This window comes from Stenotrophomonas sp. YJH_SMC_33 (assembly GCF_059372295.1).
In genome coordinates this window covers 504,751-528,050 of the sequence record NZ_JCAFVJ010000002.1, presented here as the reverse complement: position 1 = coordinate 528,050, position 23,300 = coordinate 504,751, and the positions used below count along the sequence as shown (strand labels likewise).

The window sequence follows — 23,300 nt, the reverse complement described above, 5'->3', positions numbered from 1 at the left end:
ACCCGCATTGGGCATCGCGCCGGGCCGTCTCTTGGGGCGGCCCGGCACTTCCGGCCCCGGATTCATCCTTCCCCGGGCGCCTTGGCGCGCGCTTTACCGGCTTTCGTCGCATACCGGTTTCACACCGCAGGGGGCAGTGCCACGCTGGACTCCCTTCTCCGGAGCACCGTGCCATGCCGATGCTTGCCCTGCTGCTGTTGTGCGCTGGCCTGTTCGGCCGCGATACCGACGCCGGGGATCCTTCCCTGCGCAGCCAGATCCTGCAGGCCGAGGCTGGGCAGGCAGGAGCATCTCCAATGCCGGATGAGAAAGCAGACCCGGCCACCCTTCAGCTTTACCGGCTGCGCCAGGATCGCGTGCTGCGCGTGGGCAACCAGCCCCTGCGGGCGGACACCCCGCAGCAGCGCACCGGCTCGGCACGCGTTGCGCAGGTCTGGGAACGCGTGGACGGGCATTGGCGGCTGCAGCGCATGATCAGCATCGACGAATGGGTGGCCCAACGCTGACCGCTGGCTGCAGCCCACTGGCGCAAACGAAAAAAGCCGGCCCGGGGCCGGCTTTCATTCTGATCCACCGTTGCACCGGCAGTGCCGGGAGCCAGGTGGTGGGCGGTACAGGGTTCGAACCTGTGACCCCTACCATGTCAAGGTAGTGCTCTACCGCTGAGCTAACCGCCCATCTTGTTCTTGCCGCCCGAAAGCTGGCCTTGCTACGTAAAAACCCGGCGCCAGGGCCGGGCTTTGCATTTCACGACAGCCCTCTTCCGAGGACTTCGTGGTGGGCGGTACAGGGTTCGAACCTGTGACCCCTACCATGTCAAGGTAGTGCTCTACCGCTGAGCTAACCGCCCGTTTTTGCTTCTGAACGTTCGCGATTGCGTCGGTGCAGGCCGCGTATATTACGTATGCCCGCCGTGAAGTGCAATACTTTCGTGAAGAAGATGCTGCACTGCCGCGTTCAGCCCAGACTCGCCTCCTTCAGCTGCCTGATCTGGTCGCGCACGCGGGCCGCGTCCTCGAATTCGAGGTCCTTCGCATGCTGGTACATCTGCTGTTCCAGCGCCTTGAGACGGGACGCCAGCTGGGCCGGGCTGAGCGAGCGATAGTCGCCCCCGTCCTCGGCCACGCCAGGCCTGCCCTTGCCCTTGCCCTTCTTCGCTTCCTTCTCTGCCGCATCCGAACGCGCGCCTTCCAGCACGTCGACGATCGGGCGCGCCACCGAGCGCGGCACGATGCCATGTTCCTCGTTGTACTCGACCTGTTTGGCACGACGGCGGTCGGTCTCATCGATCGCGGCCTGCATCGAACGGGTGATCTTGTCCGCATACAGGATCGCCTTGCCACGCACGTTGCGCGCGGCACGGCCGATGGTCTGGATCAGCGAACCGGTGGAACGCAGGAAGCCCTCCTTGTCGGCATCAAGGATCGCCACCAGCGATACCTCGGGCATGTCCAGGCCTTCGCGCAGCAGGTTGATGCCGACCAGCACGTCGAACTTGCCCAGCCGCAGGTCGCGGATGATCTCCACGCGCTCGACCGTGTCCACGTCCGAGTGCAGGTAGCGCACGCGGATACCATGTTCGGTGAGGTATTCCGTGAGATTCTCGGCCATGCGCTTGGTCAGCGTGGTGACCAGCACGCGGTCGCCCGCCTTGATGCGCGCGTTGGCCTCGCTCATCAGGTCGTCGACCTGGGTACCGACCGGGCGGATCTCCACCACCGGGTCGATCAGGCCGGTCGGGCGCACCACCAGTTCGGTGATCTCGTCACCGGCTTCACGCAGTTCATAGGGCCCGGGCGTGGCCGACACGTAGATGCTGCGCGGGCAGCGCTCCTCCCACTCCTCGAAGCGCAGCGGGCGGTTGTCCAGCGCCGACGGCAGGCGGAAACCGAATTCGACCAGGGTCTCCTTGCGCGAGCGGTCGCCCTTGAACATGGCGCCGATCTGCGGAATGGTCACGTGCGATTCGTCGATCACCAGCAGTGCATCCGGCGGCAGGTAATCGAACAGGGTCGGTGGCGGCTCGCCGGCATTCTTGCCGGTCAGATGCCGGGAGTAGTTCTCGATGCCGTTGCAGTAGCCAACCTCGGCCATCATTTCCAGGTCAAACTGGGTGCGCTGGGCCAGGCGCTGCGCCTCCACCAGCTTGTTCTGCGCGTACAGCTGCTCCAGCCGCTCCTTCAGCTCCACCTTGATCGTCTCGATCGCTGCCAGCACGCGCTCGCGCGTGGTCGCGTAGTGTGTCTTCGGATAAACAGTGAAACGCTGCATGTTGCGCAGCGTCTCGCCGGTCAGCGGGTCGAACAGGGTGATCTTCTCGACCTCGCCATCGAAAAGTTCCAGGCGCAGCGCCTCGCTGTCCGACTCGGCCGGGAACACGTCGATCACTTCGCCACGCACGCGGAACGTACCGCGCTGCAGCTCGTACTCGTTGCGCGTGTACTGCAGCTGGGTGAGGTGATTGATCAGGTCGCGCTGGTCGATGCGCTCGCCCTTGGACAGGATCAGGCGCAGCGACAGATAGTCCTCGGGTGCACCCAGGCCATAGATCGCCGACACCGTGGCCACCACGATCGCATCCGGGCGCGACAGCAGGGTCTTGGTCGCCGCCAGCCGCATCTGCTCGATGTGCTCGTTGATCGAACTGTCCTTTTCGATGAAGGTGTCCGACGACGGCACGTAGGCTTCCGGCTGGTAGTAATCGTAGTAGCTGACGAAGTACTCCACCGCGTTGTGCGGGAAGAATGCCTTGAACTCACCGTACAGCTGCGCCGCCAGCGTCTTGTTCGGCGCCATGATCAGCGTCGGCTTCTGCACGTTCTGGATGACGTTGGCGATGGTGTAGGTCTTGCCCGAACCGGTGACGCCCAGCAGGGTCTGCTTGGCGATGCCCGCTTCGAAGTTGCTGGTCAGCTTTGCGATGGCATCAGGCTGGTCGCCTGCCGGCGAATACGGCGAGACGAGTTCAAAACGGTCGCTCATGGTGTTGCCAGTTCCCGGGAAGAGTGAGTATACGGGGCAAGCGGTGACGGCCAGCTGAGGGGTTTCCGGGCAGGCGGGCGCGGCAGTGCCTGATGGCGCCGGCGACGCTGGACGAGGGAGGCTGGACTCATGCGCCACTGCCCAATCCCCAGCCCTACGGCGCCGCGAGGCATGCACCTGGTCGAACTGATGGCGGTGGTGGCCGTGTTGGCCGTGCTGCTGGCCGCCGGATGGCCCACCCTGCATTCGATGCTGTTGCGGCAGCGTGCGGACGCCACCCGTATCAACCTGCAGTCCGGACTCGCTGCTGCGCGCTACCAGGCGATCATGCGACGAAACTTGATCGGCATCTGCGCAAGTACCGATGGCCACCACTGCGGCGACGACTGGAGCCAGGGGTGGGTCATCTACAGGACAAGCGGCCGGCGCGAACCACCCTCTTCTGCCGACGCTATTCTGATGCACCAGGCAGGCTTTCCGAACATCAGGATCCGGGGAACCACCAGCAGTGGCCGGCCGCAGCTTTACTTCCAACCGGATGGCCGCAGCCCTGGAGCCAATCTGACGCTGCGCATCTGCGCGGACGGCCGTGAGCACTCCCGGATAATCGTCAGCAACAGCGGGCGCGTCCGATCAACACGGACCAGGACCGATCGACCCTGCTGATAACAAAAAAGGCCTGCGGATGACCGCAAGCCTTTGATGCGTATAACCTGGCGCCCGAAGTTGGACTCGAACCAACGACCCCCTGATTAACAGTCAAGTGCTCTAACCGGCTGAGCTATTCGGGCGGGGAGGCGCATTGTAATCACCTCGATCAGAGAGTGCAACACTCCTACCCACGACGCCCGCCGGCGTGCTTTTCCACATCACCAGCATTCGGACAGCGTGCCCTTGGATGTCTTCACATTGGCCTGGTTGAGGGACAGGTCACCACACTTGTCTTCGGCCTGAGCATTGGCAGCCGTCGCCGTAAACGTAAACGTCGATTGCGCGGTTTCCATGGACAAGGTGTAGGCCGCAGTACCGCCCTCGCGTGGCGAGTTGATGGAATCAGCTCCGCCCGGGAAGGTGAAGCCCACATAGGTGTTGTTGATGGTGTGGTAGCGCTCGGCCAGCTGCGCATACTCCACCAGATCGGCCTTGGCCTGCGCACGCCGCGACTTTCGCACATGCTCACTGTAGTTCGGGTACGCGATCGCAGCGAGGATCGCCACGACTGCCACCACGATCATCAGTTCAATGAGAGTGAATCCGCGGGCCAGGCGGCCAGGGGCGAACGTCGTGTGCATTGCAGCAACTCCATTGATCGACGAAGCACGGACACTACTCACTGGATCTGCCTCCACGACTGGCGACCACACGGGTAAGGCAAGTACATCGGTTTTGCACCTGCCACCGAAATCTGCATCAGGCAGGCCTCGCCCGGCGGCGTCGGTGGAGGAGTCCCTGGTTCACCCGGATCCGGCGGCGCAAGGCGAGGGACAACAGAGGTCGTGACATCCCTGACCGGTGCGTTGCCGCCCGTTTCCAGGGGTACACCGGCCGTACCTGCCCCCGGCGACGTGCCGTCCGGTGCACCGAAGCGCACCTGCGACATTGCCGCTTCGCCACTGCCGGCCTGCAGGCCAAACACCCAGTTCGCGCCATCCACCGAGCAGCCCTTGGCCTCGGACGGGATATAGGTGGGCATGAACACCACTCCGGAAACGATGCGCGGATTGCCGACCGCACGCTCCTTGTTGGACAGCGTTACGGTCCAGCCGCGGCTCAGCGCCGGAACAGTGCCCGGAAGCAGGGTGCGAACGCCATTCTCAAATTGCGCCGCGAACGGGCGCAGATTGGCCGACGTCAGCGTAGCACTGGGCTGCCCGGTTTCAACGTCATTGATGCCATACAGCGCCTGCACCGCAGCGTCGTTCTCATCGCCGTAGTACGAGAAGCTGCCGGTGCCGAAGATCAGCATCACGCCACCGGATGGGCCTGTGGTTACCGTCAAGCCGCCGGTGATGGGTTGGCGATAGGTTCGCTTGTCACTGCGATCGACATGGGTATCGGTGGTGAACAGCGGAACCGTCGGTGCCGCGTCGGCACGCAGGTCGAACTTCCAGACCGCTCCGCGCTTGTCAGCACCATAGACGGTATCAGCAAGACCATCGCGGACCCGTTCGTTCTGTCCAGCCCCACCCCAACGATCCACCACCACAATGTTGCCCAGCCCATTGCTGCCGGCAGGCAGATCCGTACCCGACTCGACCGCCTCGATCATGCGAATCGTCGGCGTATTGCCAGCCGCCATGTCGACCACGAACAACACGGCTTTTCCGCTCTTGCTTTCATAGCCATTGCCAAAGATCGCCCGGAAGCCCACCGAGCCGTCAGAGTTCTTCATCGGCACGATCACCGGCTTGCCCAGCACGTAGCCGATATTGCTCCTTACGTCCTCATCCAGCGAGGCGTTGAGATCACTGATCTCCCACAGCAGCGAGCCGGTGCCACCGAACTCGGCAGGATCGGACACATCCAGCGCGAACACGCTGCGCCCACCGGCACCCGCCGTGCCGACCAGCGAGGTCGTCCAGCTTCCGCCGCTGTAGGTATCACTGATCGTCACCGGGCCATCGACATAGTAGCGATGCTGGAAGCGCTGGACGTTCTGGTTGGTGGGATCGTTGGGCAGCAACAGATTGCCCATATGACCCAACGATGTGGATGGGATATAGGCAAACAGCTCCTTGCCACCATCGCTGTCCATCTCGCCATCCGCGCCCATGCCGCCATCAAAGGCGTGCAGCATCCCGTCGTTGGCAGCCGCGTAGACCATGTAGCGTCGGTCATTGCGCTTGGTGACCATATAGTCGGCATAACTGGTGCCCATCGCGCCTGGCAGGCGACGGAAGCCGTAGTCATCCAGCGGCGAACTCAGGGCCGGCGTAGAGGTGATGATGTCCCCAAGCACTGTGGTACGGTCGCGCAGCTTGCCGCCGCTGCGCTTTTCGTTGGTTGTGTCTCCACGCAGGTACGCAACGGCGGTAGCCGAATTAGTGGCGAGCCCTTCGAGTTCCGAGGCACTGCAGATCAGCATGCCCGGATACATCACACTGGACTTGTCGCACAGGTTGGCCAGGCTGACATTACTGCCGGTGAAATCAACCAGTTCACCGTTGCGCCAGAAGCGGATGCGGCGCGATGCGGCCGCTGGCATCTTCGCCGACGCTTCCCATGCCTCCTCCGAGACAATCCCGCGCGTAGATTCGTCCACTTTCAGCGAGTAGGCATGCAGCCTGCCGTACCAGTCGGTGCCGTTGTTGGTCGCCTCGTAGAACGGCTCCACCGACAGCGAGCCCACGCCGATACGAGCCCCCGTCAACGAACGCGAGCCGGACGGCGTGGCCCCCTGGGCAACATTGCTGATGATCCGGCGCATGGCAGCGGTGATTTCGCCCGGGCGCGTGGCGTTGACCATCTCGCCGCGGGTGTCATACACCGCGTTCCACAGCTCGTCGACCGCTTCCGGCTTGAGATCCTGCGTCGTGGTCGGGAAATTGGGCTTGACAACATACGGATCTGGGCTGAGCACCCAGGGGCGCTTGGGATCCGGAAGGTACTTGACGCCGAACTCCTTGCCCAGCGTCCCCAGCGTCACGCCGTAGAAATTCATGTGCAGCTTCTTGTTGCAGTCCAATGACGGGTCCGGACTCGAACTGCTGCACTCTGCAGGAACCGGCACAGAGCTGTTATCAAGGTCCTCGACCAGCGGGCCCTTGTAGTAGGGCGCCACCAGGTCCTTCATCAGAGTCTTGTTTTCGCTTTCATTGATATAGCCGTCAGTGAACAGCATGCCCGCATTCTTCTGACAAGCCAGCAGCACAGGCGCCCCTTCATCCGTGCGCTGGAACTGCTTACCGAGGTAGTCCGCAGCCGAACGGTTCGGCGTGCTGCTGCTGGCGCGCATCTCACCGATGATCTCCCCCAGCAGCCGCGCTCTTTCCGATTCGGTGGTCATGTTGAACATGGTCACCGGACGTTGGCCATTGATACGGAACCAGCCCACGCGGAGATTGGTGGTGTCGTACAGTGCATTGGTAGCGGCACCGATCAACGCCTCACGACGCGTCCGGTACAGGCTGAACCAGTTTGCAAAGCTCTGCATGGCAGCGTTGTACTTGCCCTCGTCCTTGTTGAAATTCTCAAGCTTGATTTCATACTTGTAGAGGGTGCCTGGCCGCCCACCAGCCGGATTGGTTATCGCCACCGGAGTGGCGGTGTAACCATACTCCGCAGGCAACGTGGCAGGATCCGCCAGGAAGAACGTGGCCGGATAGAAGGCCACAGCAGCATCGCAGAATGAGCTGCTGATGGTGGCCTCGCGGGTGACCCTGAGGAATTTGTCTTCCTTCTGGGTAACTCCACCGCTCAAGCTGCACCGATTGATCTCGATACGGGCGCCTACCGGCAGCTTCATGCCGGAACGAAAGCGGAAGCGCCAGTTCGCCGGATCCTTCGCCCCCGTAGCCATGCTGGTCAACAAGGAATCCGCAGTCAGATTCAGTGAACCGCCGATTTTGGCAGGTGCACCAGCTGGTCGGGGATCAAGAGGCGCATTGGCCGGCTTGATCTCCATGTAATTGGAGGCAGCCTCGCCCGACAGGCCCGTCTTCCAACCGGGGTAGGTTTCGCGGGGATCGTAATACGACGGGTTGACGTCCGGGGAACGTGCGAATCCAAAATTGTCCAGCGGTGGTATGGCCACCTGGCTATCACGCCCATAACTCGGAAATACATACAGATAGCGCTGCACGGAATCACCGTAGCCGTTGGCAACGCCCTGGTTGTAGAAGCTGCTGCCATCCCAGCGATAGACACCATCACGAGTATTGTTCAGCGTTTCCCACAGCATCGAACCGGAATCATCCAGCGCCATCAGGAATGCCGGTGGCGTCTGAACCTGGATGTTCAGCGGCGCCTGCGCCAGCGTACCCTGGCCCTGGGCCGCCATCAGGGTATAGATGAAGTAGCCCCCACCCAGCGCCAGTGCGGCGCCACCTGCGGCCATGAAGCGGAATTTGCGCGAAGCCATGGCCTGCGTCCTCAGAGTTTGAATACGGTATCGATGACCACTGCGGACGAGCTGGCATCCGCATCGTCAGTGGCAAATCCGGTGATCTGGTAGATCGGTGTGATGTCTTCCAGTGGCCGCCCCATCTCAAGTGCCGATTCACCAATGACGCAACTGTCGATCTGCCTTACGTTGACGGCAGGGCGAGTATCGTCGCGGCGCTCCACGGCCCAATCGGCCGGGTCAAATCCGTCATCGCAGACCCGCGACACATCGCTGGCCTGTACCAGGCTCTCGTCGCCGACATCCTGGCGATTGGCGATCTGTTCCACCGTGCGCTCGGCTGCACGCACCACACCTTCTGAATTCTGGAACGCCCGGTTGGCGGCTCGGTAGTTGGCTGCCATCTTCTCCTGCATGCCCGCCACCTGCATGCCAGCGATACCCAGCAATGCCAGCAGGATGAGCATGATCAACGCGACATACAACACCGCACCGCGTTGCTGGCGGGGGGCGGTGACGGGTCTGAATGAACGCTGGAAATGGGGCATGATCAGTTTCCGAACAAGCGATTGCGCAGGGCAATCGACACTTCATAACTGGACCGGTAGCGACCGTCGGGCTTGTCACTGTTGGTGAACTCAACGCCGAGCACCGATAGCGCATTGGCCGATTGGGCCGAGGACGACGGCGATGGGCTGCGCGCCAGCAATCCAACCTGCACCTGCCCCACGCGCAACCACTGTGCAGCACCCTCGGCATTGGCATCCGTGCTGACCCCGCCGGCTGCGTCGAGCTGGGTGATGTTGCCGGCCGGCGGAGTGCTGATACTGATGTTGGCAGTGTTGTCCAGGCCGTACATCAGCTGCAGGCTTTCGATGCCTTCCACCAACTCTTCATTGATCGTGTATTCCCCATCGCTGTCGGCGCGCGCTCGCCGCAGGCCAGGCTGTTTCGTCTCCGGATTGATACCCACGTAATAGACCATCGACTCGGCGCGATAGAGCATCGTCTGCCCGGTTGGCTGGGCCACGTAGCGCGACAGGTCCAGAGAGGTCGCAGTCACCCGCGCAGCGCTCAACGTGCCTGCGAACACATCGGCATGCCCACAGTCAGCGATGCCGAACAGAGTGGGCGTGCTGATGCCATCGCTGGTCAGGCGCGCGACGTGGTCACTATCCACGTCCAGGAGTGCATCGCCGCCATTGGAAGAGATCGCCGTGACCGGCGCCCCCATCGGGGCGAAGAACCGGAGCAGCAGCACATCGCTGCCGCCGGCCGGTGCCGGGCTCAATCCGGCGATCGCGGCCGGCAGGCCTTGCGGCGCGGACCAGTCCGCGCCTAGCGCCAGACTGCCGCCGGGAGCCGTGTCGGGAGCGTCGAAGCCCTGGATGGAAACACTGAAATCCAACGGACTGCCATCACCGGAGGTCGCACCGAGATGCGATACCGGGTCTCCCTGATTCTTCACTACATGGGCCTGGTCGTTGACGCAGCCCATGTGCCCGGCCATCCGGATGTCCCGCTCCAGGAAGTCCAACGCGAATCGTGCATTTTCCTGGACGCGGGAGGCCCCCTCAGACAGGCGCGAAGCCGTCTGTGAGGCAATGAACACCTGGACCACGCCCAGCATCAACACCAAGCTGATCACCAGGGCAACCATCAGTTCGACCAGCGATAGACCAGCCATGGAGGTACGATGTTTCATGGTCATGCTCACAGTTCCGTCGCCAGCGCGAAGGTAGTGGCCTTGTCCGGATCATCCGGATCCCAGCGCTGGTCGCCCCAGGTGATCGCGACGTTCACCACGCCCCCCTTGTAGGTCACTTCGGCACCGGCATCGTCACCCAGCGCCTTCACAACCTGGCATTGCCAACGTTCAATTTTTGCAGCAATAGCGACGTCGCCGGTGTCGGCCGTGCACGCCTTCTCTGCGGTTTTGCTGCCTGCCTCAAACGACGCGGCGGTGTACCACGCCGCTTGATAGCGGTTGCTGCGCATCTGCTCGGTCAGGTCGTAGGCGAGATTGGTTGCCTGGGTACGATAGTTGGCGCTCTGTACGAAGCGGACGTTCATGGTCTGCAGCAGGGCGAATCCCAGCAGGCCGAATGCCAGAACGATAATTGCAACCAGCACTTCCAGCAGAGTGAAGCCGCCCGCTTGGCGTGCGCGGATGGAACGCGGGTTCATGAGCAGGTTTCCTTGCTGCTGCGGATCTGCCCAGAGGCATTTACCGTAAGAGTGCGTTTGTCCAGTGCGCCCTTGCTGCACACATCCGGCTCCAGCTGGATCGACTGATCGCTGGCGGCCCGGCGGCGCCCCCGCCCATCGAAGGCGATCTCTTCCGACGGCCCACTCAGCTGCAGCTTGGGGCTGCCGCTGACGAACCGCAGTACGGTTTCCTCGGAGGACATCGTGCCATCACCATCGGTGTCAGTGAAGGCCAGCATGCCGGCAGACCAGTTACCGTCACAGCTCGCGCCGTCGCTGCTGCCACACACGCCACCGCCGCGGTTGCTGCGAATTGCCTCGCTCCGCGCCAGGCTGAGCAGGCCCAGGACTTCATTGTTTGCCGACGCAACCCGATTGGAGCGGAGAGTGCCTTGGAAACTCGGAAAGGCGATCGCGGCCACGATCGCCAGCACGGCAACCGTGACCATCAACTCAACCAGCGTGAAGCCGTTTTGCCGGCGCAAAGACATTGGACGCTCCCCAGCGTGTTGGTGGCCACGATGGGCCATCGCCCCGCCACCGGCAAGCGGCGGCAGGATGAACGGTCAATCCGGGGCGACGGGCGTCAAAGCCTTGACGACCCGTCCTCCCCTGCCAGTGCCGGCGCGATCCCCATCACGCCGGCCCGGGTTCAGGCCAGCACCTGATAGCAGGGCTGGTACTCGCCGGAGATCTTCATCCGGCGCTGCTCGACGAAGGCGCGCAGCAGCGCATCCAGCGCCTGCATCATGTCCGGGTCACCGTGGATCTGGAACGGCCCGAACTGCTCGATGCGGCGCATGCCGTCTTCCTTCACGTTGCCGGCGACGATGCCCGAGAACGCGCGGCGCAGGTCGGCCGCCAGCGCGTGCGGGGCACGCCCGTGGTGCAGGTCCAGCGCCGCCATCGCTTCGTGGGTGGGTACGAACGGCTGCTGGTACTCCCACGGAATCTCGATCGACCAGTTGAAGAAGAACGAGTCCTTCTGCGCCAGGCGGTGCTCGCGCACGCGCTTGATGCCGGTGGCCATCTTCTTCGCAACCGCCACCGGGTCGCCGATGATGATCTCGTAGCGCTCGGCAGCCGCATCGCCCAGGGTCAGGCGGATGAAGCGATCAATCTGCTCGAAGTACGGTGCCGCTACCGTCGGGCCGGTCAGGATCAGCGGGAACGGCAGGTCCTTGTTCTCCTCGCGCAGCAGGATGCCGAGCAGGTACAGGATCTCTTCGGCGGTACCGACGCCACCGGCGAACACGATGATGCCGTGGCCGATGCGGACGAAGGCCTCAAGGCGCTTCTCGATGTCCGGCATGATCACCAGGTGGTTGACGATCGGGTTCGGCGACTCGGCCGCGATGATGCCCGGCTCGGTCAGGCCGATGTAACGCGTCACGGTACGGCGCTGCTTGGCGTGGGCGATGGTGGCACCCTTCATCGGGCCCTTCATCGCACCCGGGCCACAGCCGGTGCAGATGTCCAGGCCGCGCAGGCCCAGTTCATAGCCCACCTGCTTGGTGTACAGGTATTCGTCGCGCGAGATCGAGTGTCCGCCCCAGCACACCACCAGGTTCGGATCACCCGGATTGAGGATGCGCGCGTTGCGCAGCAGGCCGAACACCGCGTTGGTGATGCCCTCGGATGACTCCAGCTCTGCCGCGTAGGCCGGGCCCATTTCGATGGCCATGTAGGCCAGGTCGCGCACGACGGCGAACAGCAGTTCGGCGACACCGCGGATGATCTCGCCGTCGACGAAGGCCATCGCCGGTGCGTTGACCAGATCGATGCGCACGCCGCGATCCTGCTGCGCTACCTGGATGTCGAAATCAGGGTAGAGATCGCGCGCAGCGCGCGGATCGTCGGAGGCGCTGCCGCTGGTCAGCACGGCCAGCGCGCAGCGGCGCAGCAGCTCATGCATGCCGCCGGCGGAGGCATCGCGCAGGCGTGCCACCTCGGCCCGCGACAGCACATCCAGCCCACCGCGCGGGTAGATCCGGGCATCCTGCACCGGCAGTGCACGGCCCGATTTTTCGTTCGTGGTCATATCCAATTTTTCGCTTCCTTCAAGGTTTCCGACTGTACTGCCGCCCCCTTAAAAAGCAAAACGGCCGGGAAGCCCGACCGTTGGATGTGTGCCGCCCGCGTCCGCCATTCCGGGACCGCATCGGCGGCGTTGGCACCGCGCACATTTCTGGATGCTACGCCGTTGCCCCACGCCCTGCAAGGACTTTCGCCTGAACGGAAAACGGCCGGGTTTCCCCGGCCGCTTCCGCTTACCACTTCGGGTCCTGACGGATCAGAACTTGTACTTCACGGTCAGCTGCATCGACCAGCGCGACACGGCGGTGTTGCCCTTGTCGTTGTTGTTTTCCTGGACCGCAGAACTTTCCGCACCGGTGAACGAGTACACATACTTGCCGGTCGCCGGGTCGATACCAGCGTAGTTGGCCACGCGGCGGGTCGAGTAGAAGCCATAGTCGTCGATCAGGCCCCACTTCTTGTTCAGCAGGTTGCCGACATTCATGATGTCCAGGGCAACTTCACCCTTGTGGCCCTTCATGAAGCCCGGGAATTCCTGGCTGACGCGGACGTCGAAGCTGTTGATCCACTTGGCACGGTGCGAGTTGGCCGGGACCACGCTGCCACGGTAGGCATCGAGCTCCGGATTCTGCGCCAGCCAGTTGAAGAAGTCCTTCTCCATCTGCGCGTTCTGCACGAAGCGGCCGCCGACCACGTTGCCGAACAGTACGTCGCCCGGGCCGCTCGGCACGTAGAACAGGTCGTTGGTGGTGGCGCCGTCGCCGTTGGCATCGTTGTAGAAGATGTAGCTGTACGGACGACCCGAACGGCCTTCGTAGAACAGGCCGACGCGGGTGGCGTTGTCACCGAAGAAGTTGTGCTTCCACTCCAGCGTGCCGGTGATGCGGTCCTTGATCGCGTAACGCGAGTCATAGGCCACGTCCTCGTTGGCATTGAAGATCAGCGTGTTGTTCCAGTTCGAGGTGTTCTGCGAGCTGGACAGCGGGCTGACTTCCTTCGACTGGGTGTAGGTGTAGCCCAGCGACCAGCCCCAGTTCTCGGTCAGCGGCTTGGCCAGCGAGAAGGTGGCCTGGGTGCCACGGCCCTTGTCGGTGTTGCGCATGACCAGCACGTCACCGATATCGCCCGGGCGGTTGGCGCGATCGCCGGCACGGTTGGTGCCGGTGGTCATGCCGAAGTTCACGCCATTCTGCATGCGGCTGTTGGCCGGATTCAGGCCCGCTGCATTCCAGTAGATCGCGCGCCCATCCGGGCCGATGGTGGTCGGTGCGGACACATCCAGGCGGTCGAAGTAGATGCCATCCTTGACCTTGGTCATCAGCACTTCAGCCGATGCCACGATGCCGTACCACGGCAGCTCATGGTCGAACGCCAGGTTGGCCTTCCACACCGACGGCAGGCGGGTGCCCGGCGCGATGATGTCGACGTTCTGGCGGGCTGCGGCCGGGCCACCGGCCGGGATGTACGGATTGTTGCCGTCCGGGGTGAAGCCGCTGGTCAGGTTGCGCTCGTCGTACTCGACGTAGTTCAGGCCGGTGTTCTGGTAGGCGCCGGCCAGCCACACGTTCGGGGCAGCGCCACCGAACAGGCCCACGCCACCGCGCAGCTGGGTCGGACGCTCGCTGTCGAAGGTGTAGTTGAAGCCGACACGCGGCTGCACCAGGTTCTTGTCGACCAGCTGGGTGTTGTTGAAGCCGTACAGCTGCTCGATGCGCGGGTTGTACAGGCGCTGGCTGCTGAAGTCAGGCATGTCCACGCGGACGCCGAACATCAGGCTCAGGTTGTAGTTGATCGCCCAGGTATCCTGCACGAACACGCCGGTGTTCTTCAGGGTGAAGTCGGCCGGGATGTCGCTGCGGCTGCCACCGGCGCGCGGCGCACGCAGCTGGTAGCGCGCAGCCCTGCCCGCCAGGAAGTCGTCGACGCTGTTGAACTCATACACGCCGTTGAGGTTGCGGCCGTAGAAGTTCATCAGGTCGTTCTTCGTGTAGTCGAAGCCGAACTTGACGGTGTGGTCGCCGGCATACCAGGTACCGGCACCAAAGGCGCTCAGCTCCTTCGACTCGACGATGTTGACGTGGGTGTTCTGCTCGGTGCCCACGTACAGCGAATCGTTACCCGAGCGGATGCGGATCTGCGGCATGGTGACCAGTGGGACGCGGTTGGCCGAGTAATCCTTGTGCGAGACCTTGAACTCGGTCGAGAAGTTCTCGGACCAGTCGCTGAACAGCTCACCCATCCAGGTTTCGTACTGGGTCGGCTGCTGGTACCAGAAGTTGCTCAGCGAGATCGCGCTGTTGCTGACCTGCGGGAAGCGGACGACGTTCTGCTCCATCTTGTTGTAGCGCAGGGCCGCACGGTGGTTCTCGTTGATGTTCCAGTCCAGCTTGACCGCGTACTCTTCGATCTCGGTCTTGCTGTTCGGCGCGGCCAGGGTACCCGGGTCATAGCCCAGGCCCTTCAGGTAGTCCTGCACGCGGGTCACGTCAGCGGTGCTGATGGTGCCCTTGCCGATCGGCGTGTCGCTCAGGCTGATGCCGGCGGCCGAGCGCTCGTACTTTTCGTAGTTGGTGAAGAAGAACAGCTTGTCCTTGACGATCGGGCCGCCGAAGGTCATGCCGTAGGTCTTCTCGTCCTTGAAGCCGTTGAAGTCCTGGCGGTCGCCTTCCAGGCGCGAACGGACCATGTCCTTGTCACGGTACGAACCATAGACGGTGCCATGGAATTCGTTGGTGCCCGACTTGGTCACGGCGTTGATCACCGCACCGGTACCACCGGCGATGGTGGTGTCGTAGTTGGCCAGGTCGATGTTGATTTCCTGGATGGCATCCATCGACACCGGCTGACGCTCGGTCGGCAGGTTGTTGGAGCCCAGGCCGAACGGATCGGAGGCGCTGATGCCGTCGATGCGGATGGCGTTGTAACGGGTATTCTGGCCACCGGCCGAGATCGCGCCGTCAGCCTTGCTGACCTGCGAAATGCGCGGGTCCAGGCGGATGTAGTCCTGGATGTTGCGGTTGGCCGACGGCAGCGCGTCCATCGTTTCGCGGGTGACGTTGCTGCCGGTGCCCATCTTGGTGGCGCTGAACAGGTCCAGGCCGCCCGCGGTGGCAACCACGTTCACGGCGTCCAGGTTGGTGGCGGCCAGGTCGCCGCCCAGGCTGGCGTTGACCGTGTTGACCTGGTTCAGGTTCAGGTAGACACCTTCTTCGGTCTTGGTGCCTTCACCCGGCTTGGTGATGGTGATGGTGTACGGACCACCCACGCGCAGGCCGCGCGCGGCGTAACGACCCGACGCATCGGTCGTGGCGCGCGAAACGGTGCCCGACTCGGTGTGGGTGATGGTGACTTCGGCGCCGGCGACCGGCTGGCCGGCAGCGGACATCACCTGGCCGCCGACACCGGCAGAGGTGCTCTGGGCGAAGGCGGGAGCGGCGGCGAGTGCGGCCACGAGACCAAGGGTGAGCTTGGACATCCGGAGTGGGTGGGTCATTTTTCGGTAGCCTCGATGCGAGTTGGCGATGGCGGAAAAAAAGCGCATCCAAGCAGCCCTGCGGGTGGCTGATCGGAGATTTATCTGGGGTTCCCTACCGCTTGGCTGAAGGCAGCCACAACGGTTAACACTAGATTAACACGCTACGCCATCAATGTGACGGTTGTGCGACAAACGGCACCGGTTCGCAACGCAATCGTGACGGGTTCTTCACTCCGTCTTTCCCCAGCACTCACTCGGCGGGGGGCGCCTCGCTGGCATCGAGAATCTTGCCCCGCCAGACGGCGCCAGCGCCCGACAACAGGGTCACCGCCGCGGCGGCGGCGGCTTCCGGGCCTTGGGCGGCCGGGTCCTGGTCGACGGAATAGGCCCGGGCCCGCAGGGCTGTGCGCAGCGGACCGGGGTACAGGCCACTAACCCGTACCGGGCTGCGGCCGAGTTCGTCGTGCAGGCTGGCGATCAGGCCACGAAGGCCATGCTGGGCCACGCCATAACCGCCCCAGTAAGCCTGCCCCACCCGTTCGGGAGCATCGACCGCAAACACCAGCGCCGCATCTTCACGCTGCCGCAGCAGCGGCAGGCAGGCCTGGGCCAGCCAGGCCGGCGCGGTCAGGGTGACGTGCACCGCGCGGGCGAAACTGGCCGGGTCGGCCAGTTCAAACGGGGTCAGGCCAGGGAAGTGAGCGGCACAGACCAGCAGGCCGTCCAATCGCCCCAGCTCGCGCTGCAGGGCCTGGGCCAGCTCGGCATAGTCGTCGGGGCCCGCGCCTTCCAGGTCCAGTGGATACAGCAGCGGCTCCGGGCCGACCGCCTGCACCTGGGCGTAGACACGGTCCAGGCGGCGCGGCTTGCGGCCCAGCAGGACCACGGTGGCACCGGCGGCCGCAGCAGCCACTGCCGCCGCACTACCCAATCCGCCACCGGCACCGGCGACCAGCACTACGCGATCCTGCAACGGGCGGCCATCGAGCGCCCCGTCGGCCGGTGACGTCGATGGCCAGGCACTCATCCCTGGGTCGCCTCTTCGACGATGCGCTTGAGCTCGCCGGCTTCGAACAACTCCAGGACAATGTCACAGCCACCAATCAACTCACCGTTGATGAACAGCTGCGGGAAGGTCGGCAGGTTGGAAAAGCGCGGCAGGTTGGCGCGGATCTCGGGTTCTTCCAGCACGTTGACGGTGCGCAGGGTGACCGCGCCGGCCGCCATCAACGCCTGTACCGCGCGGCTGGAGAAGCCGCACATCGGGTATTGCGGGGTGCCCTTCATGAACAGCACGAGCGGGTAACGATCGACCTCGGCCTGGATTTGCTGCATTACCGCCACAACCACACTCCTTGCTTCGCCGGACAAACCGACCGCGGTGGTCGGCTAGACTGCCCACGGTAGCCGCCATTGTAAGCGGATGGAACCGGCTGCCGCCGCCCCTCTGGCCACGAACCTGTCCATGCCTGTTGAATTGCCTGCCCTGCCCTACCTTCCCGGCTCCCTGCAGCCGCACCTGTCCGCACAGACCGTGGAACTGCACCACGGCCGCCACCATCGCGCCTATGTAGATGCCGTCAACGCCGGCATCCTCGGCACCGAGTGGGAGGAAGCGTCGCTGGATGAGATCGTCCGCCACGCCCAGGGCAGGCTGTTCGATGCGGCCGCCCAGGCCTGGAACCACGGCTTCTATTGGCAGTGCCTGCGGCCGCGCGGCGGCGGCGAGCCGCAGGGCCGATTGGGCGAGCTGGTCAAGCGCCAGTTCGGTGACGCGCAGCGCCTGCGCGAGGAGTTCAACCGCACGGCGTTGGGCCTGTTCGGCTCGGGCTGGGTATGGCTGGTGCAGCACCCCGGTGGCCAGCTCGGCATCCAGGCCACCCGCAACGCCGGCACGCCGCTGACCGGCGAAAGCACCCCGCTGCTGTGCTGCGATGTATGGGAGCACGCCTACTACACCGAGTACCAGAATGACCGGGCGCGTTACCTGGACGCCTTCTGGCAGCTGGTCAACTGGGAATTCGCCGAAAGCCAGCTGCGCTGATCCCTGTAGAGCCGAGCCCATGCTCGGCTGCTGTCCGGCCAGCCGAGCATGGGCTCGGCTCTACAGATCACGCTTCACGCGTTCTCGTGCGCGGCCACCGCGTCCATCACCCGTGCCGAATACACCAGCGCGGCGCCTGCATTGAGCGACACCGCCACGCCCAGTGCCTCGGCGATTTCCTCGCGGCTGGCGCCATGCTTCAGCGCTGCATCCACATGTACGGTGATGCAGCCATCGCAGCGGGTGGTCACCGCCACTGCCAGCGCGATCAGTTCGCGGGTCTTGGCATCCAGATGGTTGGTCTGGGCGCCGGCATTGGCCAGGGTCGCGTAGCCCTTGACCGTGTCCGGCGAGAGCTTGCCGATCTCGCCGATACGGCCCTTCAGTTCCTTGCGGTAGGCATTCCAGTCGAGCATGGTCGTGACTCCTGTGAAAGGAGCTCCACGCTACCACCGGCAATGGTGCGCCGATGCCTGCACCGGCGCGCCACACCGTTGCAGGCATACAAGGTTGTGCCGGCCATTGGCCGGCACGCCCGGGCTCAGCGATTGCGCAGCGCGTGTACCGCCGGCGCCACCTGGGCCTGGCGGTCCAGTTCCAGGCCGACCTGATCCAGCGCATCGGCCAATGCAGCGGCATCATCGTCGCGCAACGTGGCGTGGCCGACCTTGCGGCCCTCGCGCGGTTCCTTCCCGTAGTCGTGCCAGTGGCCGCTGGCCTGGGCCAGTACCGGTGCCGGGTCGGGCATCACGCCCAGCCAGTTCAGCATGCAGGCGTGACCCAGCATGCGGGTGCTGCCCAGCGGCAGGCCCAGCACGGCGCGCAGGTGATTCTCGAACTGCGAGGTTTCGCTGCCTTCGATGGTCCAGTGGCCGGAGTTGTGCACGCGCGGCGCCATCTCGTTGGCCAGCAGTTCGCCATCGCGGCAGAACAGCTCCAGCGCGAACACGCCGACGTACTGCAGGTGCTCGGCAACGCGGCGGGCATAGCCGATCGCGGCCTGCTGCTCGGTGTCGGACAACACGGCCGGGGCCACGCTGGCCGACAGCACGCCGTCGACATGCCAGTTGCCGGTGACCGGCCAGGCCTCGAAGCTGCCATCGCGGCCACGCACGGCAACCACGCTGACTTCGCGCTGGAAGGCCACGAAGCCTTCCAGGATCAGGCCGGTACGCTCGACCTGTGCACCCAGCGCATCCCACGCGGCATCGAAGTCGGCCTCGCTGCGCAGGCGGAACTGGCCCTTGCCGTCATAGCCGAGGCGACGGGTCTTGAGGATGCACGGCAGGCCGAATTCGGCGGCCTTGGCGGCCAGTTCGTCGCGGCTGCGGATATCGGCGAAGGCCGGCAGCGGAATGCCCAGCTGCTGGAACAGGGTCTTCTCGCTGAGACGGTCCTGTGCGACAGCCAGCGCCGACGGCGGCGGGTAGACCGGCACGCGGTCGGCCAGCCACTGCGCACTGTCGGCCGGCACATTCTCGAAATCGAAGGTGACCACATCGACCTTGGCAGCGAAGTCCGCCAGGGCCTGGCGGTCATCGAAGGCGCCCACGGTGAGCGGCGCCAGCGGGCCGCTGCAGGCATCAGCGGCCGGGTCATACAGTTCGAAGCGCAGCCCCAGCGGCGCACCGGCCAGGACCATCATGCGGGCGAGCTGGCCGCCGCCCAGGATGCCGACGGTCAGGCTCATTGGCGCGGATCGTCGTGGGCCATCACGTCTTCGGTCTGGCGTGCACGGAAGGCATCGAGCGCCTGGCCGATCGCCGGCTGGTCGCTGGCCAGCATCGCAGCGGCGAACAGCGCGGCGTTGGAGGCGCCGGCGTTGCCGATGGCAAAGGTGGCGACCGGGATACCGGCCGGCATCTGCACGATCGACAGCAGCGAATCCATGCCGTTGAGGGCCTTGGACTGCACCGGCACACCCAGCACCGGCACGGCGGTCTTGGCAGCGATCATGCCCGGCAGGTGCGCGGCCCCGCCTGCACCGGCGATGATGGCCCGCAGGCCACGCGGGCCCGCCTGCTCGGCGTAACTGAACAACACATCCGGCGTCCGATGCGCGGACACCACCTTCACTTCGAACGGAACACCCAGGGCTTCAAGCTTCTGGGCGGCGTGCTGCATGGTTTCCCAGTCGGAACGGGAACCCATGACGATGCCGACAAGCGGCGCGATCGGGTTGGGGGTCATTGGCCGTCACCTGCCTTAAAGACGTATTCTAGCCATCTTCCACGCAAGACGAAGAACCATGGATCGCAAGCTGCTCGACCTGCTGGTGTCGCCGGACACCCGCCAGCCCCTGTCCCTGCTGGATGGCAAGGGCCTGGAAGCCCTCAACAAGGCCATTTCCGCCGGCGCGGTGACCAAGGCCGATGGCAACCCGCTGGCGCAGCCGCTGCGCGAGGCACTGGTCACCCGCGACCGCAAGCAGGTCTTCCGCGTGGACGATGGCATTCCGGTGCTGCTGGCCGAGGAAGCCATTCCCACCGCCCAGATCGCCGACTTCCCGGCCGCATGAGCGCGCTGCCGACGCCGGACGCGGCCGTTGTCGCCGCCGATGTCGCGCGTGCGCTGGCCGAGGACCTGGGCAGCGGCGACGTCACCGCTGCGCTGCTGCCCGACCAGGCCGACAGCGCTTACCTGCTGTGCAAGCAGGACGGAGTGATCGCCGGTCGCCCCTGGTTCGACGCCACCCACCGCGCACTCGACCCGGAGGTGCGCATCGAATGGCGTGTCTCCGAGGGTGACCCCGTCACTGCCGGCACCGTGCTGGCCCTGCTGCACGGGCGCAGCCGCAGTCTGGTCAGTGCCGAGCGCACCTCTCTGAATTTCCTGCAGACGCTGTCCGGCACCGCCACCACCACCGCCCGCTACGTAGCGGCAGTGGCCGGTACCGGCACGCGCATCCTCGACACCCGCAAGACCCTGCCCGGCCTGCGCCTGGCGCAGAAGTACGCGGTGCGCTGCGGCGGTGGCGAGAACCACCGCTTCGGCCTGTACGACACGGTGATGCTGAAGGAGAACCATATCCGTGCCGCCGGTTCGCTGGCCGCAGCGGTGGCCGCCGCACGCCGGCAGTGGCCTGCGCTGCCGCTGGTGGTGGAGGTCGAAGACCTGGCGCAGCTGCGCCAGGCGTTGGAAGCCGGGTGCGAACGCATCCTGCTGGACGACTTCAGCCCCGACCTGCGTCGCGAAGCCGTACGCATCACGGCCGGCCGCATTCCACTGGAAGTCTCCGGCAGCGTCGGCCTGGGCGGCCTGCGTTCGATCGCCGAAGACGGCGTGGACTGCATCTCCATCGGCGGGCTGACCAAGCATGTGCAGGCCATCGATCTGTCGCTGAAGCTGGGCCCGCCTCCGGCTTGAGGCCTGCGGGACGTTGTCGAGCCTACGCTCGGCTGCTTCTCGATCTGCGGCGCGCCCTGCCCCCGCTTTGCGCGATGAGCCGAGCGTGGGCTCGGCTCTGCACGACCGGAACGCCTTCACGGCTCGGCTACGGCCGCCTCTGCGACGCTGCGGGCACCCCCCACAGGAGCCGCGCATGCGCCGGATGCTCTTGCCTGCCTGCCTGCTGCTGGCCGCAGCGCCCTTGTCCGCAGCGGCCGCCGAAGCCTGCGACGTACCGCCCCGCTTCGGCCTGAGTCCGTTGGCGGTGGCCATCCGCAACACCGCCTGCAATGAGCACCGGCTCTGGTACCGGCCCTTCATCGATCGTGAAGGCCGTGCCGCCAGCCTCAGCGTCACCGAGGCCGAAAGCGATCACCTGGCCGACAACGGACTGATCGCCTGGCAGCGCGTGGCTGGCTACTGGCGAAACAGCGGCACGCTCAACGCGATGGGCAGCATCGCCGGCGCCAGCAGCTGCCTGGCACCGCTGGGCACGCGCTACACCGACAGTGACTGCCGCGCGTTCCTGATCGACAACCCGTGGTCGGCCGCGTTCATCTCCTGGGTAATGGTGCAGTCCGGCGTTCCTGGCTTCAATACCTCGCCTCGCCACATCGACTACATCCGTGCCGCATACCAGGGCGGCCCCTCGGGCGTGCCGTACCGGCTGGTCGACCCGGCCACGGCCAAACCCGCGCCGGGCGACCTGCTGTGCTTCCTGCGCGACCGCAGCACCACGCTCAGCTACAGCGGGCTGGTGCAGGCGCTGGGCAACGGCTCGGTGGGCCACTGGAAGTCGCATTGCGAAGTGGTGGTGGCAGCCAACCTGGGGGGCGACCAGACCCTGTACCTGGTCGGTGGCAACGTGATGAACACCGTAGCGATGCGGCTGCTGCCGCTGGACCGCACCGGGCTGATCAAGCTGCCACCGGCGCGCGAACGCAACAGCACCGGCATCGACCCGAGCTGCACGCCAGGGCGCGAGGACGAATGCAGCTTCAACCGCCAGGACTGGGCAGCCCTGCTGCAGCTGACTGCAACCTCACCGCTGGTGATGCCCTCGCCCACTGCGACGCCGATGCAGCCCACTCCGGCACCGCAACCGATCATCGTGCCCGCGCAGCCGGTGTCCAGCGAACCGCAGCCGCGGCGGTGAGTGCAGCGCTTGATCCAGCGCGCGTTCGCCGCCATCTTTGCGGGATCGACCTCTGACGGCTGACGCCATGCCTACACTGCTGCTGTTGCTGATTGCCGGCGGAATCATCTACTTCTTCTGGAACGCGGCACGCTCGGCCGCAGAGCGCGCCGTTGAATTGGGCCGCAATGCCTGCCGCGCAGCTGATGTGCAATGGCTGGATCAGGCGGTGCACGCCACCGGCCTGCGCCTGTCGCGCGGCGAGGATGGCCGGCTTGGGTTCGAGCGCACCTTCAAGTTCGAGTATTCCTACGATGGCATCGATCGCCACGTGGGTCGCATGGTGCTGCGTGGCGACCAGTTGATCTCGTTCACCGGCCCCGGCGCGGCGCGGATCAGCCAGATCCGGCCGGATGCGGAGGATGCCGAGGATGTGTAAGGGCTGAAGGCGTGCCGACCAACGGTCGGCACCCACCGTTACTTGGTTACTTGACCACGCGCAGGTTCGGCCGCCCCTTCGGCGGCGGGCTGGCTGGCGGCGTATCGTCCGGCGGCGTGCCTTCCTCGTGCAGCAGTTCGTCGCTGGTCGGCGCGGTTTCGCTGCCCGGGATATCATCCGGCAGCGCCATGCCCTGCCCGGTCTCGCGGGCATAGACCGCCAGCACGGCGCTGATCGGCACCTGCACCGGGTAGCTGGTACCGGAGAAGCGCGCCGAGAAGCTCACCATCTCGTTGTCGATCATCAGCCGTACGACGGCACGTTCGGCGATGTTGAGCACGACCCGGCCATCCTTGACCGCCGAAGGCGGCACCTGCACGCCGGGAACGCCGGCGTCGACCAGGATGTGCGGGGTCAGCTGGTTGTCGTTGATCCATTCCACCAGCGCCCGCAGCAGGTACGGGCGGTGGCTGGTCATGTGGAAAAAGTCTTCGGTCATGCGTGAAGTGTACGCGCCCGGCGCCCCGCCGG

22 protein-coding genes and 3 tRNA genes are annotated in these 23,300 nt (G+C 64.9%); 7 read left to right on the top strand and 18 right to left on the bottom strand.

Features of this window, described 5'->3' with window-relative positions:
• Window positions 1-173 precede the first annotated feature (173 nt).
• Window positions 174-506 carry a hypothetical protein gene (locus AC5P9W_RS06265; protein ID WP_111102029.1) on the top strand — a complete coding sequence of 111 codons (333 nt, stop codon included), beginning with the start codon at window positions 174-176 and terminating at the stop codon, window positions 504-506.
• A 96-nt stretch (window positions 507-602) separates the two neighbouring features.
• Here AC5P9W_RS06265 and AC5P9W_RS06260 read toward each other — a convergent pair.
• The 3 genes from AC5P9W_RS06260 to uvrB form a co-directional block, all read right to left on the bottom strand.
• Window positions 603-677 (bottom strand) — tRNA-Val (locus AC5P9W_RS06260).
• A 98-nt stretch (window positions 678-775) separates the two neighbouring features.
• Window positions 776-850, bottom strand: a tRNA-Val gene (locus tag AC5P9W_RS06255).
• Between the two features lie 107 nt (window positions 851-957).
• Window positions 958-2,982: an excinuclease ABC subunit UvrB gene (gene uvrB / locus AC5P9W_RS06250; RefSeq protein ID WP_021203591.1), complete on the bottom strand. Its 2,025-nt coding sequence runs from the start codon at window positions 2,980-2,982 to the stop codon at window positions 958-960.
• Between the two features lie 129 nt (window positions 2,983-3,111).
• Here uvrB and AC5P9W_RS06245 point away from each other — a divergent pair, with 129 nt between their 5' ends.
• On the top strand, window positions 3,112-3,648 hold the full coding sequence (locus tag AC5P9W_RS06245) for a GspH/FimT family protein (RefSeq protein ID WP_111097906.1): 537 nt from the start codon (window positions 3,112-3,114) through the stop codon (window positions 3,646-3,648).
• Between the two features lie 48 nt (window positions 3,649-3,696).
• Here AC5P9W_RS06245 and AC5P9W_RS06240 read toward each other — a convergent pair.
• The 11 genes from AC5P9W_RS06240 to grxD all read right to left on the bottom strand — a co-directional run bounded on the left by AC5P9W_RS06240 (window position 3,697) and on the right by grxD (window position 17,108).
• Window positions 3,697-3,773: transfer RNA gene (locus tag AC5P9W_RS06240), tRNA-Asn, on the bottom strand.
• A 78-nt stretch (window positions 3,774-3,851) separates the two neighbouring features.
• Entirely contained in the window at window positions 3,852-4,274 is a 423-nt protein-coding gene (locus AC5P9W_RS06235) for a type IV pilin protein (RefSeq protein WP_019659012.1), read from the bottom strand.
• Between the two features lie 38 nt (window positions 4,275-4,312).
• Window positions 4,313-8,062, bottom strand: coding sequence for a PilC/PilY family type IV pilus protein (locus AC5P9W_RS06230; protein ID WP_206621645.1), 3,750 nt, complete (start codon window positions 8,060-8,062; stop codon window positions 4,313-4,315).
• A gap of 11 nt (window positions 8,063-8,073) precedes the next feature.
• Window positions 8,074-8,592, bottom strand: a complete 519-nt coding sequence (locus AC5P9W_RS06225; protein ID WP_021203588.1) for a PilX N-terminal domain-containing pilus assembly protein — start codon at window positions 8,590-8,592, stop codon at window positions 8,074-8,076.
• A gap of 2 nt (window positions 8,593-8,594) precedes the next feature.
• A complete protein-coding gene (locus AC5P9W_RS06220) occupies window positions 8,595-9,755 on the bottom strand; it encodes a PilW family protein (RefSeq protein ID WP_233653026.1) in 1,161 nt (386 codons plus the stop codon).
• Between the two features lie 2 nt (window positions 9,756-9,757).
• Window positions 9,758-10,231 (bottom strand): type IV pilus modification protein PilV, encoded by a 474-nt coding sequence (gene pilV, locus AC5P9W_RS06215; protein WP_021203586.1) that lies wholly within the window; start codon window positions 10,229-10,231, stop codon window positions 9,758-9,760.
• Window positions 10,228-10,743, bottom strand: a complete 516-nt coding sequence (locus tag AC5P9W_RS06210) for a GspH/FimT family pseudopilin (protein ID WP_021203585.1) — start codon at window positions 10,741-10,743, stop codon at window positions 10,228-10,230. Before AC5P9W_RS06210 ends, pilV begins: the two co-directional genes overlap by 4 nt.
• Before the next feature lie 161 nt (window positions 10,744-10,904).
• A complete protein-coding gene (gene ppnN / locus AC5P9W_RS06205) occupies window positions 10,905-12,293 on the bottom strand; it encodes a nucleotide 5'-monophosphate nucleosidase PpnN (RefSeq protein ID WP_495218984.1) in 1,389 nt (462 codons plus the stop codon).
• Between the two features lie 252 nt (window positions 12,294-12,545).
• On the bottom strand, window positions 12,546-15,782 hold the full coding sequence (locus tag AC5P9W_RS06200; RefSeq protein ID WP_065200299.1) for a TonB-dependent receptor: 3,237 nt from the start codon (window positions 15,780-15,782) through the stop codon (window positions 12,546-12,548).
• 232 nt (window positions 15,783-16,014) lie between these two features.
• Complete coding sequence (locus AC5P9W_RS06195) at window positions 16,015-16,791, bottom strand: SDR family NAD(P)-dependent oxidoreductase (protein WP_111102033.1); 777 nt, start codon at window positions 16,789-16,791, stop codon at window positions 16,015-16,017.
• Window positions 16,788-17,108, bottom strand: a complete 321-nt coding sequence (gene grxD / locus AC5P9W_RS06190; RefSeq protein ID WP_005408852.1) for a Grx4 family monothiol glutaredoxin — start codon at window positions 17,106-17,108, stop codon at window positions 16,788-16,790. The genes AC5P9W_RS06195 and grxD overlap by 4 nt, the downstream gene beginning before the upstream one ends.
• Window positions 17,109-17,229: 121 nt before the next feature.
• Between grxD and AC5P9W_RS06185 the strand changes: the two genes are divergently transcribed.
• A complete protein-coding gene (locus AC5P9W_RS06185) occupies window positions 17,230-17,808 on the top strand; it encodes a superoxide dismutase (RefSeq protein ID WP_058979595.1) in 579 nt (192 codons plus the stop codon).
• Window positions 17,809-17,882: 74 nt separating this feature from the next.
• Here the strand turns inward: AC5P9W_RS06185 and AC5P9W_RS06180 are convergent, their stop codons facing one another.
• The 3 genes from AC5P9W_RS06180 to purE all read right to left on the bottom strand — a co-directional run bounded on the left by AC5P9W_RS06180 (window position 17,883) and on the right by purE (window position 19,998).
• A complete protein-coding gene (locus tag AC5P9W_RS06180; protein ID WP_019659022.1) occupies window positions 17,883-18,224 on the bottom strand; it encodes a carboxymuconolactone decarboxylase family protein in 342 nt (113 codons plus the stop codon).
• A 125-nt stretch (window positions 18,225-18,349) separates the two neighbouring features.
• A complete protein-coding gene (locus AC5P9W_RS06175; protein ID WP_495218959.1) occupies window positions 18,350-19,498 on the bottom strand; it encodes a 5-(carboxyamino)imidazole ribonucleotide synthase in 1,149 nt (382 codons plus the stop codon).
• Entirely contained in the window at window positions 19,495-19,998 is a 504-nt protein-coding gene (gene purE / locus AC5P9W_RS06170) for a 5-(carboxyamino)imidazole ribonucleotide mutase (RefSeq protein WP_005412808.1), read from the bottom strand. Before purE ends, AC5P9W_RS06175 begins: the two co-directional genes overlap by 4 nt.
• Window positions 19,999-20,056: 58 nt before the next feature.
• On the opposite strand from purE, the gene AC5P9W_RS06165 reads away from it, so the two are divergent.
• The 4 genes from AC5P9W_RS06165 to AC5P9W_RS06150 all read left to right on the top strand — a co-directional run bounded on the left by AC5P9W_RS06165 (window position 20,057) and on the right by AC5P9W_RS06150 (window position 22,769).
• On the top strand, window positions 20,057-20,326 hold the full coding sequence (locus AC5P9W_RS06165) for a Trm112 family protein (RefSeq protein ID WP_019659024.1): 270 nt from the start codon (window positions 20,057-20,059) through the stop codon (window positions 20,324-20,326).
• Complete coding sequence (gene nadC, locus AC5P9W_RS06160; RefSeq protein ID WP_021203580.1) at window positions 20,323-21,174, top strand: carboxylating nicotinate-nucleotide diphosphorylase; 852 nt, start codon at window positions 20,323-20,325, stop codon at window positions 21,172-21,174. The genes AC5P9W_RS06165 and nadC overlap by 4 nt, the downstream gene beginning before the upstream one ends.
• A 175-nt stretch (window positions 21,175-21,349) precedes the next feature.
• Complete coding sequence (locus tag AC5P9W_RS06155) at window positions 21,350-22,351, top strand: DUF2272 domain-containing protein (RefSeq protein ID WP_111097901.1); 1,002 nt, start codon at window positions 21,350-21,352, stop codon at window positions 22,349-22,351.
• A gap of 67 nt (window positions 22,352-22,418) precedes the next feature.
• Entirely contained in the window at window positions 22,419-22,769 is a 351-nt protein-coding gene (locus AC5P9W_RS06150) for a DUF3301 domain-containing protein (RefSeq protein WP_049423257.1), read from the top strand.
• Between the two features lie 46 nt (window positions 22,770-22,815).
• Here AC5P9W_RS06150 and AC5P9W_RS06145 read toward each other — a convergent pair whose 3' ends face one another.
• Entirely contained in the window at window positions 22,816-23,268 is a 453-nt protein-coding gene (locus AC5P9W_RS06145; RefSeq protein WP_019659028.1) for a ClpXP protease specificity-enhancing factor, read from the bottom strand.
• Window positions 23,269-23,300 lie beyond the last annotated feature (32 nt).

Coding starts and splice junctions, on each gene's coding strand:
- AC5P9W_RS06265 (WP_111102029.1), top strand. CDS start 174: ATGCCGATGCTTGCCCTGCTGCTGTTGTGCGCTGGCCTGTTCGGCCGC.
- uvrB (WP_021203591.1), bottom strand. CDS start 2,982: ATGAGCGACCGTTTTGAACTCGTCTCGCCGTATTCGCCGGCAGGCGAC.
- AC5P9W_RS06245 (WP_111097906.1), top strand. CDS start 3,112: ATGCGCCACTGCCCAATCCCCAGCCCTACGGCGCCGCGAGGCATGCAC.
- AC5P9W_RS06235 (WP_019659012.1), bottom strand. CDS start 4,274: ATGCACACGACGTTCGCCCCTGGCCGCCTGGCCCGCGGATTCACTCTC.
- AC5P9W_RS06230 (WP_206621645.1), bottom strand. CDS start 8,062: ATGGCTTCGCGCAAATTCCGCTTCATGGCCGCAGGTGGCGCCGCACTG.
- AC5P9W_RS06225 (WP_021203588.1), bottom strand. CDS start 8,592: ATGCCCCATTTCCAGCGTTCATTCAGACCCGTCACCGCCCCCCGCCAG.
- AC5P9W_RS06220 (WP_233653026.1), bottom strand. CDS start 9,755: ATGACCATGAAACATCGTACCTCCATGGCTGGTCTATCGCTGGTCGAA.
- pilV (WP_021203586.1), bottom strand. CDS start 10,231: ATGAACCCGCGTTCCATCCGCGCACGCCAAGCGGGCGGCTTCACTCTG.
- AC5P9W_RS06210 (WP_021203585.1), bottom strand. CDS start 10,743: ATGTCTTTGCGCCGGCAAAACGGCTTCACGCTGGTTGAGTTGATGGTC.
- ppnN (WP_495218984.1), bottom strand. CDS start 12,293: ATGACCACGAACGAAAAATCGGGCCGTGCACTGCCGGTGCAGGATGCC.
- AC5P9W_RS06200 (WP_065200299.1), bottom strand. CDS start 15,782: ATGACCCACCCACTCCGGATGTCCAAGCTCACCCTTGGTCTCGTGGCC.
- AC5P9W_RS06195 (WP_111102033.1), bottom strand. CDS start 16,791: ATGAGTGCCTGGCCATCGACGTCACCGGCCGACGGGGCGCTCGATGGC.
- AC5P9W_RS06185 (WP_058979595.1), top strand. CDS start 17,230: ATGCCTGTTGAATTGCCTGCCCTGCCCTACCTTCCCGGCTCCCTGCAG.
- AC5P9W_RS06180 (WP_019659022.1), bottom strand. CDS start 18,224: ATGCTCGACTGGAATGCCTACCGCAAGGAACTGAAGGGCCGTATCGGC.
- AC5P9W_RS06175 (WP_495218959.1), bottom strand. CDS start 19,498: ATGAGCCTGACCGTCGGCATCCTGGGCGGCGGCCAGCTCGCCCGCATG.
- purE (WP_005412808.1), bottom strand. CDS start 19,998: ATGACCCCCAACCCGATCGCGCCGCTTGTCGGCATCGTCATGGGTTCC.
- AC5P9W_RS06165 (WP_019659024.1), top strand. CDS start 20,057: ATGGATCGCAAGCTGCTCGACCTGCTGGTGTCGCCGGACACCCGCCAG.
- nadC (WP_021203580.1), top strand. CDS start 20,323: ATGAGCGCGCTGCCGACGCCGGACGCGGCCGTTGTCGCCGCCGATGTC.
- AC5P9W_RS06155 (WP_111097901.1), top strand. CDS start 21,350: ATGCGCCGGATGCTCTTGCCTGCCTGCCTGCTGCTGGCCGCAGCGCCC.
- AC5P9W_RS06150 (WP_049423257.1), top strand. CDS start 22,419: ATGCCTACACTGCTGCTGTTGCTGATTGCCGGCGGAATCATCTACTTC.
- AC5P9W_RS06145 (WP_019659028.1), bottom strand. CDS start 23,268: ATGACCGAAGACTTTTTCCACATGACCAGCCACCGCCCGTACCTGCTG.